Genomic DNA, 13,191 nt, shown 5'->3' on the forward strand with positions numbered 1-13,191 from the left:
AGCAAATGAACTCTAGCAGGAGAACGACCTTGAAGGCGAAAACGCTTGGATTGGCCATCGCGGCCTTGTTGATCGTGAGTGAAGCGGCCAACGCACAGATTTCTGATGACGCCGTTAAAATCGGTGTGCTCACTGACCACTCGGGCGGATTTGCCTACCTCGTCGGAAAGCATTCTGTGGAGGCTGCGCAGATGGCTGTTGATGATTTCGGCGGCAAGGTGCTCGGAAAGCCGATCACCATCGTCACGGCGGACCATCAGAACAAGGCTGATATTGCCGCAACGCTCAGCCGCAAATGGTTCGATACCGAAGGCGTCGACGCGGTAACGGACGTGGCCGGTTCTGCCGTGGCGCTCGCAACTCAAGAAATCGCAAGATCTCGGAACAAGATTCTGCTGATTTCCGGAGCCGCTACGACTGAGTTGACCGGAAAAGCCTGCTCAGGGACCACTTCTCAGTGGAGCTACGACACCTATGCCTTCGCCAAGGGGACCGCGAGCCAGGTCACAAAGCAGGGAGGCAATTCGTGGTTCTTCCTGACAAGCGATTATGCCTTCGGACATTCGTTGCTGGCGGATGCGAGTCGATTCGTCGAAGAGAACGGCGGAAAGGTTGTTGGGAGTGTTCGCTTCCCGTTCGGATCGCCGGATTTCTCATCGTTTCTGCTGCAGGCTCAAGCTTCAAAGGCAAAAGTCATTGGCCTGGCAATGTCGGGAGCCGACCTACTCAATGCAATCAAGCAAGCCCGCGAGTTCGGCATCGTGCAATCAGGCCAAAATCTGGCAAGTCTGGTCATTTACATCAATGACATTGAGGGCGTGGGATTGGATATTGCTCAGGGATTAACGCTTACGACGTCGTTCTACTGGGACACTAATGACGAGACGCGCGCGTGGTCGAAGCGCTTCATGGAGCGTTCCGGCGGCTTTATTCCGAATTTGATCACGGCGGGCACTTACGCGTCCGTGTTGCACTATCTGAAGGCTGTTCAGGCCGCAGGAACGGACGACGGAAAGGTCGTTGCGGCAAAAATGCGGGAAATGCCGGTCAACGACTTCTACAATAAGAACGTGGAAATCCGCGCGGACGGTCGCGTCATGCACAAGACTTACCTGATGAAGGTGAAGTCGCCATCCGAGTCACAGTATCGCGGCGACTACTATCGGGTGGTTGCCGAGATGTCGGGCGAGCAATCCTTCAAACCGCTTGCCGACAGCCAATGTCCGCTGATCGCCACCAAGTAGCATGATGTCGGTTGAAAGAAGCCCGCTGGTAGCTCCAGCGGGTTTCATATCTAAGGGGCGCATCAGCGTCATCGGCAGCGCGGGCATGGTCAGGATGGTCGACTGCACCAGCACGTTGGGAAGATTGGCGACCGAGAGGAAGCCTGGCGCGACAGCACCGAACACGGCAATCAGCGCGACCAGCACGAAAGCGAGCGACTATCCCGCGTTCGCCTTCAGTCCGGCGGCCTCGATGCCGGCGAGAGCGCAGATCTCGTCATTATCAGAGGTATCGCCGCTGACGCCGACCGCGCCGAGCAGGCCGCCGTCGCCCATGATCAGCACGCCGCCGGGCACCGGTATCAGGCGGCCCTGCGCCATCGTGTTCACAGCGTCGATGAAATAGGCCTGCTCCTGCGCGCGCTGGAACAGCGCCCGCGATCCCATGCCCATCGCGAGTGCGCCATAGGCCTTGCCGTGGGCGATCTCGGCCCGCATCAGGCTGGTGCCGTCCTGCGCCGCCGTGACTTTGACGCAGCCACGGGCGTCGAGAATAGTGATGACCAGCGGCTTGAATTTCTTCTCGACGCCTTTGGCAAGCGCGGCATCGAGAATCTTGCGGGCAACGTCGAGGGTGAGTTCAGCCATGGGTCTGTTCCTTTGTGAAGAGGGAGGAGGTTGAATGGGTTCTGGCGCTGTCGAGGCTCATCGCCAGCACCTGTGCGACGTGAAGCGCAGCACGCTTCGTGCCATCCTTGATCTGATGCCGGCACGAGGTGCCGTCGGCGACGATCAGTGCGGCCGCGTCGGCACCGCGCACCGCCGGCAGCAGCGAGAGTTCGGCCATATCGATCGAAGCCTGATAGGTGTCGGCGCCATAACCGAAGGCGCCGGCCATGCCGCAGCAACTGGACTCGATGATCTCGACGGTCAGGTCGGGGATGAGGCGCAGTATCTTCTCGACCGGCTTGAACGCGCCGAATGATTTCTGGTGGCAATGGCCGTGCACCAGCGCCTTCTCGGCGATGGCGCCAAGCGGCAGCTTAAGCCGGCCGGCTTCCGCCTCGCGAACCAGAAACTCCTCGAACAACAGCGCATGCGCGCTGACGCTTCTGGCATCGTTGTCGGAGCGCAGCGAAAGCAGTTCGTCGCGGAGCGTCAGGAGGCAGCTCGGCTCCAGCCCCACGATCGGCACTCCGCGCGCGGCGAACGGCGCGTAGGTCGCGACCAGCCGGTCCAGTTCGCTGCGCGCCTGATCGACTAGCCCCGCCGAAAGGAAAGTGCGCCCGCAGCAGAGCGCCCGGCCGCGATCGCGGGGCTTGGGAACATGGACGCGGTATCCGCCTTCGACCAGCACGCGCAGCGCGGCATCGAGATTTTCCCGTTCATAGGCGCGGTTAAACGTGTCGGCGAACAGCACGACCTCGCGACCGTCAACGGGGCCAAACACCTCGGCATCGGGCCCGAACACATCGCGCCGGAATGCGGGCAGCGCGCGTTGCGCGCTGATCCCGGCGAATCTTTCAAACAGCGCGCGCAGCACAGGGCTGCGGTTGCGCCAGTTGGCGAGCGGGGCGAGGCGGGATGCGAGCCCGGCATAATGCGGGAGATAGCCGACCAGCCGGTCACGCAGCGAAAGCCCGTGTTTGGCGGCGCGCGCGGCCAGTACCTCGACCTTCATCTTGGCCATGTCGACGCCAACAGGGCATTCGTGGCGGCACGCCTTGCAGGACACGCAGAGTTTCAGCGTGTCCATCATCTCGTCGGAAGCCAGCGCATCCGGGCCCAATTGGCCTGACATCGCGAGCCGCAGCGTATTGGCGCGGCCGCGCGTGACATCCTTTTCGTTGCGGGTGGCGCGGTAGGACGGACACATCACGCCGCCTTCGAGCTTCCGGCAGGCGCCGTTGTTGTTGCACATTTCCACCGCGCCCTGAAAGCCGCTTCCGGCGCCGGGATAGGCCGACCAGTCGAGCGCGGTCTTGAACTCTGGGACGCGATAGTCCGGCGGAAAACGAAACAGCGAACGATCGTCCATTTTTGGCGGGTCGACGATCTTGCCTGGATTGAGGATATTTTCCGGGTCGAAGCGGTGCTTGACCTCGCGGAAATCGGCAACGATGCGGGAGCCGAACATCGTCTCATGGAATTCGGAGCGCACCAGGCCGTCGCCATGCTCGCCGGAATGCGAGCCCTTGTATTCGCGCACCATTTCGAACGTCTCTTCGGCGATGGCGCGCATCGCCTTGACGTCTTTTTCGAGTTTTAAGTTGAGCACTGGGCGCACATGCAGGCAGCCTTCGGAGGCGTGCGCATACATGGTGCCGCGGGTGCCGTGCCTGGCGAAGATGGCGTTGAGCCGTTCGGTATAGTCGGCCAGGTGCGGCAGCGGCACCGCGCAATCCTCGACAAAGGAGACCGGCTTGCCCTCCTGCTTCATCGACATCATGACGTTGAGGCCGGCGGCGCGGAAATCGGCGATGCCGGCCTGAAGTGCGGGCTCGGTGATTTCGACCACGCCGCCCCATTTGCGCTGCGGCTGGTCCCAGCCGAACCCGAGATCGCCCATCAGTTCGCCGAGCTGCTTCAGGCGTTGCAGGTTTTCGGCCTGGTCTTCCTCGGCGAATTCCACGATCAGCACCGCATCTGGATCGCCGCGCACGGCGGTGCGGATGATCGGCTGGAACATCGCGATGTCGCGGCCGAGTGCGATCATGGTGCGGTCGACCAGCTCGACTGCAATGGGGCGCAGCTTGACCAGATGCTGCGCCGCATCCATCGCCTCGTAGAAGCTGCCGAAGTGGCAGACGCCCAGCACCTTGTTGCGGATGACAGGCCACAGCTTGAGTTCGACCTGCGTGGTGAAGGCCAGTGTGCCTTCGGAGCCCACCAGCAGATGCGCCATGTTGTTGGGCGCATTGCGCGGCACCAGCGCATCGAGGTTGTAGCCGCCGACGCGGCGCTGCACTTTCGGAAACCGCTCGGAGATCTCGCCTGCCTCCCGCTCGCCGAGATCGAGCATATCGCGGAACAGCGCAAGGCCAGTGTCGGGCGAATTGACCTGCGCGAGATCGCGCGGCACCTCGCCGAAATGCAGCAGCGTGCCGTCGGCCAGCGCCGCATCCATCGACAGCGTGTTGTCGCGCATGGTGCCGTAGCGCAGCGAGCGTCCTCCGCAGGAATTATTGCCGGCCATGCCACCGATGGTGGCGCGGGAGGCGGTGGAAACGTCGACCGGAAACCACAGCCCGTGCTTTCTGAGCTGGCGGTTGAGATCATCCAGCACGATGCCGGGTTCGACCACGCAGGTCCGGTTGGCGACATCGAGCGAAAGGACGTGGTTCAGATGCTTCGAAAAGTCGACGACGATGCCCTCATTGACAGTCTGGCCGCACTGCGAGGTGCCGCCGCCGCGGGGGGTGACGATCCGGCCCTCATCCCTGACGATGGCGAGCGTACGAAGTGCCTCGTCCATGGTCCGGGGAACCACCACGCCGAGCGGCACGATCTGGTAGAAAGAGGCGTCGGTCGCATAGCGGCCGCGGTTGAAGGCATCGAAGAAAACGTCGCCCTTGATCTCGCAGGCCAACCTGTTTTCGAGCGTCACTGAGCCTTTGTTGGACATTCCACCCCCGCTGCTACCGGCAAACATCGCTCGCTCGTACTTGGGTGGAAAAATAAATGCAACGATTTCGTATTATGTCTAGTTTTGAATTCAAAAACGACCAAGGCGTGGGCGGCGCCTCGCCTGACCTAGGCGTCGACGCCGTCTTTCAGATGTTCGACCGCGGCCGTCCGCTTGTTGCGCAAATGTATAAACAGGATGTCGCTGAGTTCGCTGCCGGCGCGGCGACGCAGCGCGTCCAGGATGGTCTCGTGTTCGCGCATGGCTTCCCCCCATCGCTCGCGCTTGCGGGCAAAATTGGCGGAGTAGCGGACTCGCCGAATGCGGCCGGCGAAGTTGGCGTAAGTGTTTCGCAGCGTTGTGTTGCGCGAGGCTTCGACGATCTTGTGGTGGATCAACTGATTGACGCGGAAATAGCCGTGCATGTCGCGGTTCAGGTAGAAGCCGTACATCTCGTAATGCAGCCGCTCGATCTCGGCGATTTCGGCGTCGGTGATGTTTTCGCAGGCGAGGCGGCCGGCCAGGCTTTCGAGCCCGCCCATGACGTCGAACAGTTCGGCAAGATCGCGCTCGCTCAATTGCCGAATGCGCGCGCCACGGTTGGGTAGCAGTTCCACCAGCCCTTCAGAAGCCAGTACCTTCAGGGCCTCGCGCAGCGGCGTGCGCGAGATGCCCAGCATCTCGCAAAGCTGACGCTCGGGAACGCGGCCACCGTCCGGGATGTTGCCTTCGACGATATGGTCCCGCAGCCGCGTTAAGGTCTCGCCATGCAGGGACTGGTCTTCACGGCTGGCATCCGCCGCGGTTGCAAGGGCCGTCGAACCGGCATCATGGGGAATCAAGGGCTTCATAAGCGGAACATAGGCTTTGAATTGGGAGCCGTCGATGCATGTTTGTGAACAATTTTTAGGTTGATATACCAAAAAATGAATGCAATATTTCGGCAGCTTTGGTCCGAAACGAGGAATCCATGCCCCAAGGACGCCATTTCCTGCAAATTCCCGGGCCAAGCCCGGTGCCCGATCGTGTGCTCCGCGCCATGGACATGCCGGTCATTGACCATCGGAGTTCCGAATTTGCCGAGCTGGGCAAGACGGTGTTCGACGGCTGCCAAAAAATCTTCAAGACCAACGGACCGGTCATTATTTTTCCCTCCTCAGGCACCGGCGCCTGGGAGGCGGCGATCGTCAATACGCTGTCGCCGGGCGACAAGGTGTTGATGGTCGAGACCGGCCATTTCGCCACGCTATGGCGGCAGATGGCGGCGCGCTGGGGCATCGAGGTCGACTTCATCCCGGGCGATTGGCGCCACGGCGCCGACCCCGCTGATATCGAAGCCAGGCTGGTGCAAGACGAAAAGCGCGCCATCAAGGCAGTCATGGTGGTGCACAATGAGACCTCCACCGGCGTCACCAGCCGGGTCGGCGAGATCCGCGCCGCGATGGACCGGGCCGGGCATCAGGCGCTGCTTCTGGTGGACACCATCTCCTCGCTCGGCTCGGTCGACTACCGGCACGACGAGTGGAAGGTCGATGTCACCGTCAGCTGTTCACAGAAGGGATTCATGCTGCCTCCGGGGCTCGGCTTTAATGCCGTCTCCGAGAAGGCGCGCGCCGCCGCGAAGATCAACAAGATGCCGCGGTCCTACTGGGACTGGGACGAGATGCTGAAGCCGAACGCGGCCGGCTTCTTTCCCTACACCCCCGCCACCAACCTGCTGTACGGCCTGCGCGAAGCCATCGCGATGCTGCTCGAGGAAGGGCTGGATGCGGTGTTCGCGCGGCACAAGCGTCTTGCCGCCGCCACGCGCGCGGCGATCACGCATTGGGGCCTTGAAGTGCTGTGTCTTGAGCCCGCCGAGTATTCACCGGTGCTGACGGCTGTGCTGATGCCGCCGGGGCACGATGCCGACAAGTTCCGCAAGACCGTGCTCGACACCTACAACATGTCGCTCGGCTCCGGTCTGAGCAAGCTCGCCGGCAAGGTGTTTCGCATTGGTCACCTCGGCGAGTGCAACGAACTGACGTTGATTGGGGCCCTGTCCGGCGTCGAGATGGGTCTCTCCGCTGCGGGCGTGCCGCATCGGGCCGGCGGCGTCGAAGCTGCGATGAAATCGCTGGAAGAGCGGCCGCAGTCAAATTCTCCGGCGCACCTGAAGGTGGTCAAACCTGACCGGGTCGCAGACCATCGGGACGGCTAACGCCATCGGTTCGGCGCAGCCATTGAACCAATACAATAAAAAGCGAAACGGGAGGGAAATATGCGGCTTCGGTTCAAGGCCACGCATGTCGTGCTGGCGATGTTGTGCGTCATGTACTTCATCACCTATGTCGACCGGGTCAACATCGGCACGGCGGCCAGTGAAATCCAGAAAGAACTCGGTCTGAGCAACACGCAGCTCGGGTTGGTATTCTCGGCCTTCGCCTATCCCTATTTGCTGTTCCAGGTAATCGGCGGCTGGGTCGGAGACCGCTTTGGGCCGCGCAAGACCCTGTTCTGGTGCGGGCTGATCTGGGCGCTCGCCACCATCGCGACCGGCTTCGTGACCAGCCTGTTGACGCTGTTCATTGCGCGCGTCGCGCTTGGTTTCGGCGAAGGAGCGACCTTTCCGACGGCGACGCGCGCCATGCAGTACTGGACGCCCGCCAACCGGCGTGGCTTCGCCCAAGGCCTCACCCACGCATTCGCGCGGCTGGGAAACGCCGCGACGCCGCCGTTGATTGCAACGCTGATGGTTTGGCTGACCTGGCGTGGCTCGTTCGTCGCGCTGGGTCTGGTCAGCCTGGTGTGGGGCGTAGTGTGGGCGCTGTATTTCCGCAATGAACCGAAGGATCACCCCGGAATCACCGAGGCCGAACTGGCGTCGCTGCCGCCGCGCCCCCTAGACAAGCGACCGCAGGTGCCGTGGGGACCGTTGTTGCGCCGGATGTGGCCCGTCACGCTCACCTACTTCTGTTACGGCTGGACGCTCTGGCTATATCTCAATTGGCTGCCGCTGTTCTTCAAGAACAACTACAGCATGGATATCAAGAATTCGGCGCTGTTTGCTTCCGGGGTGTTCTTCGCGGGCGTGCTCGGCGACAGCCTCGGCGGCATTCTGTCCGATCGCATTCTCAAGCGAACGGGCAACGTCCGCTTGGCGCGGCTGAGTGTCACCGTCGCGGGTTTCGCCGGAGCTCTTTTGTCGCTGCTTCCGATCCTGTTCATCCACGACATCACGGTGGTCGCCCTGTGTCTGTCAGGCGGCTTCTTCTTTGCCGAGATCACCATCGGGCCGATGTGGTCGGTGCCGATGGACATAGCGCCGAAATATTCGGGGACGGCCGCCGGCCTAATGAATACCGGGTCGGCGCTGGCGGCTATCGTTTCGCCTTTGGTCGCCGGTTACGTGATCGATGCGACGGGCAACTGGTACTTGCCGTTCCTGATGTCGATGGGATTGCTCCTGCTTGGCGGCTTTTCGGCGTTTCTGATGCATCCTGAAAAGCCCTTTGAAGAACTAGCGGAAGTGAATCCGGTCAAGCGAGGTGTACTCGCTCAAGAGCTAAAATGACTTCCTTACCGCGGCCGAGGCGGCCGCGGTCCTATTGGATCATTTCCAAATTCTGAGAGTGCCTACCCGTCGAGTGCTGCCGATATCCAATCAACACCGGAGCCAACTATGCCCAACTACAAGATTCTCATTCTCGGTGCGTCGTATGGTTCGCTTCTTGCCTCCAAAATGATGTTCGGCGGCCACAGCGTGAAACTTGTTTGTTTGCCGGCTGAGGCTGACCTCATCAATTCCGAGGGCTTTCGCGTGCGGATGCCGATCCGGGGCCGCAAGGAGCAGATCGAGATCGATTCCCGCAAGTTGCCGGGCAAGGTGTCTGCTTCCGGGCCGGCCGATATAAATCCCAAAGACTATGACCTGATCGGGCTGGCGATGCAGGAGCCGCAATACGGCTCGCCCGGTGTTCGCGAATTGCTCGATGCCGTGGCGAAGTCGCGCGTGCCATGCATGTCGATTATGAACATGCCGCCGCTGCCTTATATGAAGCGTATCCGCAATGTGAACAGCGAATTGCTCGGCCCAGCATACACCATGCCGGCGGTATGGGACAGCTTCGATCCCGGCACGTTGACATTGTGCAGCCCGGATCCGCAGGCGGTCCGGCCTCCGGAGGAGAAGGTCAATATATTACAAGTAACTTTGCCGACCAACTTCAAGGTTGCACGCTTTGACAGCGAGAAGAGCAACGAGATCCTTCGCAACATCGAGAAGGATATCGATGCCGTTCGCTTCGATGCCCCGGAAGGCAAGATCGAACTGCCGGTAAAGTTGCGTGTTCACGACTCGCTTTTCGTGCCACTGGCCAAATGGGCGATGCTTCTGGCCGGCAATTACAGGTGTATCACCCAGGACGGCATGCGAACCGCACAGGAAGCGGTGCATACCAACCTCAAGGAAGCTCATTCGATATACGAATTCGTCCTGGACGTGTGCGTCAAGCTTGGTGCCTCGCGCGATGAACTTGTACCATTCGAGAAATATGCTGCGGCTGCGGAAAGCCTGTCGCGTCCAGCTTCGGCTGCGCGCGCGCTCAACAATGGCGCGATCAATATCGAACGCGCCGACAAGCTGGTGCAACTCGTCGCCCAACAACAAGGCATGAGCCATCCTCTGCTCGACGCCATTGTTATCCTGGTGGATGAAAGGATCGCTGCAAACCGCAGGAAGGCTGTGGCGGCCTGACAGATCAATGGTCGACCCGACCAGGTTTCGCTGGATGAGGGGCACCTCGCCGAGAGGGGAGCCATCATCCCAAGGACCAAAATCCCGATCGCGTCATCTCTGTGCTGCATCGGCTCGGGACCCCATATCGCGCTCATAAAAAGCTGTAGCGAGAGCTGGGCTTGGGCCTCTTGACGGCACCCGCCGGGCAGGGGACAAGCTCGGCAAATAGTGATATTCGGGTGCTTGCGAAGCCAAGACAAGACCGGGAAGGACGCCCATGACTGTGCATACTGGAAGGCATTTTCTGCAGATTCCGGGACCGACCAACGTGCCGGACCGGGTGCTGCGCGCCATGGACATGCCGACCATGGACCACCGGGGTCCCGAGTTCGCCGAGATCGGTCACGCGGTTCTGGGCGCCATGCAGCGGGTGTTCCGCACTAAGCAGCCGGTCATCATCTATCCGTCGTCCGGCACCGGCGCCTGGGAGGCCGCGATCGTCAATACGCTGCAGCCCGGCGACAAGGTGCTGATGGCCGAGACCGGGCAGTTCGCCGTGCTGTGGCGCGGCATCGCCGACAAGTTCAAGCTCGACGTCGATTTCCTGCCGGGCGACTGGCGCCATGGCGCCGATCTCGAGCAGCTCGAAGCGCACCTCGCGGCCGACCGCCAGCACAAGATCAAGGCGGTCATGATTGTTCATAACGAGACCTCGACCGGCTGCGTCACCCATCCGCTCGATGTCCGCAAGATCATGGATCGCGTCAAGCACCCGGCGCTGCTGATGGTCGATACCATTTCCGGTCTCGGCTCGCTGGAATATGAGCACGATGCCTGGGGTATCGACGTCTCGGTGGCCGGCTCGCAGAAGGGCCTGATGCTGCCGCCGGGTCTCGGCTTCAACGCGGTCTCGGAAAAGGCAATCGCGGTGGCGAAGGCCAATCCTGCGATGCGCTCCTATTGGGACTGGCAGGAAGTCATCGCGATCAACACGGCCGGCACCTGGCCCTACACGCCTGCGACCAACCTGCTGTTCGGGTTGCGCGAAGCGGTCAAGATGCTCGAGGAAGAGGGGCTGGAGAACGTCTTCGCCCGCCACAAGCGCCACAGCGCCGCGACCCGCGCTGCCGCCAAGGTCTGGGGGCTGGAGACCCAGTGTCAGGAACAGGGCGCGCATTCGCCCGCACTGACCGGCGTGGTGATGCCTGACGGACATGACGCCGACGTTTTCCGTAAAGTGGTGCTGGAAAACTTCGACATGTCGCTCGGCACTGGCCTGAACAAGATCAAGGGCAAGGTGTTCCGGATCGGCCATATCGGTCACTTCAACGATCTGATGCTGATGGGAACGTTGTCGGGCGTCGAGATGGGTCTCGATCTCGCCAAGGTGCCGCATCGCGGCGGTGGCGTGCTGGCGGCGATGGAAGTCCTGAAAGGTCGCGACATCGTGTCGATGCCGAAATCCGCTGTCGCCTGAGTAGGTTCTCGACCCAACAACCAAGAACAGAAAGAGCCGCGATGAACGCCCCGGTAGCTGCGACCGAAGACCTGATCTATTCCGTCGAGGACGGCATTGCCCGGCTGACGTTCAACCGTCCGCAGGCGCGCAACGCGCTGACATTTGCGATGTACGAGCAGATGGCTTCGATCTGCGAGTCCGTCAACAAGGACCGCTCGATCAAGGTGATGATCCTGACGGGCACGGGTGACAAGGCGTTCGCGTCTGGCACGGATATCTCGCAGTTCCGGGCGTTCAAGACCGCGGAGGACGCGCTCGAATATGAGGAGCGGATCGATCGCGTGCTCGGGACACTCGAAAAGGTCCGGGTGCCGACGATTGCGGCCATCGCCGGTGCCTGCACCGGCGGCGGTGCGGGGATTGCCGCCTGTTGCGATATCCGGATCGGCACCGCGGCGACGCGCATCGGCTTTCCGATCGCGCGCACGCTCGGCAATTGCCTGTCGATGTCCAACATCAGCCGGGTGGTCGCGCTGGTCGGGCCGGCACGGACGAAGGATTTGATTTTTACCGCGCGGCTGATCGAGGCGCCCGAGGCACTGTCGCTCGGTCTGCTCAACGAAGTGGTGCCTGACGTTCCGACGCTGCAACGCCGCGTCGATGAAACCGCCAAACTGGTTGCCGGCCATGCGCCGATCACGATGGAAACCGCCAAGGAAGCGGTGCTCCGTCTCCGACGCACGCTGTCGCGCGAGGAAGGCCGGGATTTGATTCTGCGCGCCTATATGAGCGAGGATTTCCGCGAGGGAATGGATGCATTCCTCAACAAGCGCACGCCGAACTGGAAGGGCCAGTAGGTTCGGCTGCCATCCGGCGCGTGCGCCGCGAGGTTTTTTTCGGCGATCACGGTCGCGTCGGTCCAGGCCGGCGTCGTGCTCAATCCCATGATCTCCTGATCGTGTGAGCCGATCGCGGATGTAGCGTTCGATCAGTCGCGGGCTCCAGGCGAGCCCGCGAATTTTTTTTGAACTGCGCCTTGTTGTCTCATGCGAAAGTCATAGCCGCATGGGCTGCGGTCCGGCTTGAACTCAACGCCATTCCCCCGCACAATGGAGTGACAAGTCGCTCCATTTTTATCAATCAGAACAATAACATAGGGAAGAAGCGCGTGGGACATATTCTGAGAGCCGCAGCCGCCTTGACGGCCATGATCGCCAGCGCGCCGGCTTTTGCCGCCTGGGAGCCGACCAAGCCGGTCGAAATCGTGGTCGCGGCAGGCGCTGGCGGCGCTTCCGACCAGATGGCGCGCATGATGCAGGCGGCGATCCAGAAGAACAATCTGATGAAGCAGCCGATAGTGGTGTCGCTGAAGGGCGGTGCGTCCGGCGCCGAGGCGCTGATGTACATGAAATCCAGCGATGGCGACGCCAACAAGGTGCTGATCGCGTACTCGCTGATCTACATGCTGCCGCTGTCGGCGAAAATTCCCTTCAACTGGCGCGAGCTGACGCCGGTGTCCGTGATTGCGCTCGATCAGTTCGTGTTGTGGGACAACGCCGAAGGTCCGAAGACCGTGAAGGATTTCATCGCGGCCGCGAAGGCCGCGAGCTCCCCGTTCAAGATGGGCGGCACCGGCTCCAAGCGCGAGGATCACGTGCTGACCGTCTTCATGGAGCAGAAGACCGGCGCGAAATTCTCCTACCTGCCGTATAAGTCCGGCGGCGAGGCGGCGACGCAACTGGTCGGCAACCACACCGAATCCAACGTCAACAACCCCTCTGAAAACCTTGAGGTCTGGCGCGCCGGCCAGGTCCGCGCGCTCTGCGTGTTCGACAAGGAGCGCATCGCCTACAAGACCAAGGTCACCGAGACGCAATCGTGGAACGACATTCCGACCTGCAAGGAGGAAGGGCTCGACGTGCAGTACCTGATGCTGCGTGCGATGTTCCTGCCCGGCAAGGTGACGGCGGAACAGCAGGCGTTCTATGTCGATCTGTTCCAGAAGGTGACGCAGACGGCCGAGTACAAGGACTACATGGAGAAGCAGGCGCTGAAACCGATCTTTCTGACCGGCAAGGATATGGTGCAGTTCCTCGAGGACGACGACAAACTCAATGCCTCGCTGATGAACGAAGCGGGTTTCGTCGCGAAGTAAATCCATCCCCAA

General features: G+C 61.4%; 10 protein-coding genes and 1 pseudogene. 7 read left to right on the forward strand and 4 right to left on the reverse strand.

Translation table 11 applies throughout. The annotated features are described in order from the left end of the window. Positions 1-5 precede the first annotated feature (5 nt). Positions 6-1,244, forward strand: coding sequence for an ABC transporter substrate-binding protein (locus tag BLR13_RS30210; protein ID WP_074816202.1), 1,239 nt, complete (start codon positions 6-8; stop codon positions 1,242-1,244). A 60-nt stretch (positions 1,245-1,304) separates the two neighbouring features. On the opposite strand, the pseudogene BLR13_RS42475 reads toward BLR13_RS30210, so the two are convergent. The 4 genes and pseudogenes from BLR13_RS42475 to BLR13_RS30230 all read right to left on the reverse strand — a co-directional run. Then, positions 1,305-1,439 (reverse strand): annotated as a pseudogene (locus BLR13_RS42475) (ABC transporter permease); the annotation flags it as partial. A gap of 3 nt (positions 1,440-1,442) precedes the next feature. Then, positions 1,443-1,871: a GlcG/HbpS family heme-binding protein gene (locus tag BLR13_RS30220; protein WP_074816199.1), complete on the reverse strand. Its 429-nt coding sequence runs from the start codon at positions 1,869-1,871 to the stop codon at positions 1,443-1,445. Next, positions 1,864-4,848 (reverse strand): FAD-binding and (Fe-S)-binding domain-containing protein, encoded by a 2,985-nt coding sequence (locus tag BLR13_RS30225; RefSeq protein WP_074816195.1) that lies wholly within the window; start codon positions 4,846-4,848, stop codon positions 1,864-1,866. Before BLR13_RS30225 ends, BLR13_RS30220 begins: the two co-directional genes overlap by 8 nt. 128 nt (positions 4,849-4,976) lie before the next feature. Then, entirely contained in the window at positions 4,977-5,699 is a 723-nt protein-coding gene (locus BLR13_RS30230; RefSeq protein WP_074816192.1) for a GntR family transcriptional regulator, read from the reverse strand. Positions 5,700-5,818: 119 nt separating this feature from the next. Here BLR13_RS30230 and BLR13_RS30235 point away from each other — a divergent pair, with 119 nt between their 5' ends. From BLR13_RS30235 to BLR13_RS30260, 6 genes are all read left to right on the forward strand, one after another. Then, entirely contained in the window at positions 5,819-7,048 is a 1,230-nt protein-coding gene (locus BLR13_RS30235) for a pyridoxal-phosphate-dependent aminotransferase family protein (RefSeq protein WP_074816189.1), read from the forward strand. Positions 7,049-7,108: 60 nt separating this feature from the next. Next, entirely contained in the window at positions 7,109-8,401 is a 1,293-nt protein-coding gene (locus tag BLR13_RS30240; RefSeq protein ID WP_074816187.1) for an MFS transporter, read from the forward strand. Positions 8,402-8,509: 108 nt separating this feature from the next. Then, positions 8,510-9,583 carry a hypothetical protein gene (locus tag BLR13_RS30245; protein WP_074816184.1) on the forward strand — a complete coding sequence of 358 codons (1,074 nt, stop codon included), beginning with the start codon at positions 8,510-8,512 and terminating at the stop codon, positions 9,581-9,583. A gap of 259 nt (positions 9,584-9,842) precedes the next feature. Further along, positions 9,843-11,042: a pyridoxal-phosphate-dependent aminotransferase family protein gene (locus BLR13_RS30250; RefSeq protein ID WP_074816181.1), complete on the forward strand. Its 1,200-nt coding sequence runs from the start codon at positions 9,843-9,845 to the stop codon at positions 11,040-11,042. 41 nt (positions 11,043-11,083) lie between these two features. Next, positions 11,084-11,881 carry an enoyl-CoA hydratase/isomerase family protein gene (locus BLR13_RS30255; RefSeq protein ID WP_074816177.1) on the forward strand — a complete coding sequence of 266 codons (798 nt, stop codon included), beginning with the start codon at positions 11,084-11,086 and terminating at the stop codon, positions 11,879-11,881. 350 nt (positions 11,882-12,231) lie between these two features. Continuing rightward, a complete protein-coding gene (locus BLR13_RS30260; protein ID WP_433994288.1) occupies positions 12,232-13,179 on the forward strand; it encodes a Bug family tripartite tricarboxylate transporter substrate binding protein in 948 nt (315 codons plus the stop codon). Positions 13,180-13,191: the final 12 nt, after the last annotated feature.

The sequence above is a fragment of the Bradyrhizobium ottawaense genome, from assembly GCF_900099825.1.
In the GTDB taxonomy this organism is placed as follows: Bacteria; Pseudomonadota; Alphaproteobacteria; order Rhizobiales; family Xanthobacteraceae; genus Bradyrhizobium; species Bradyrhizobium ottawaense_A.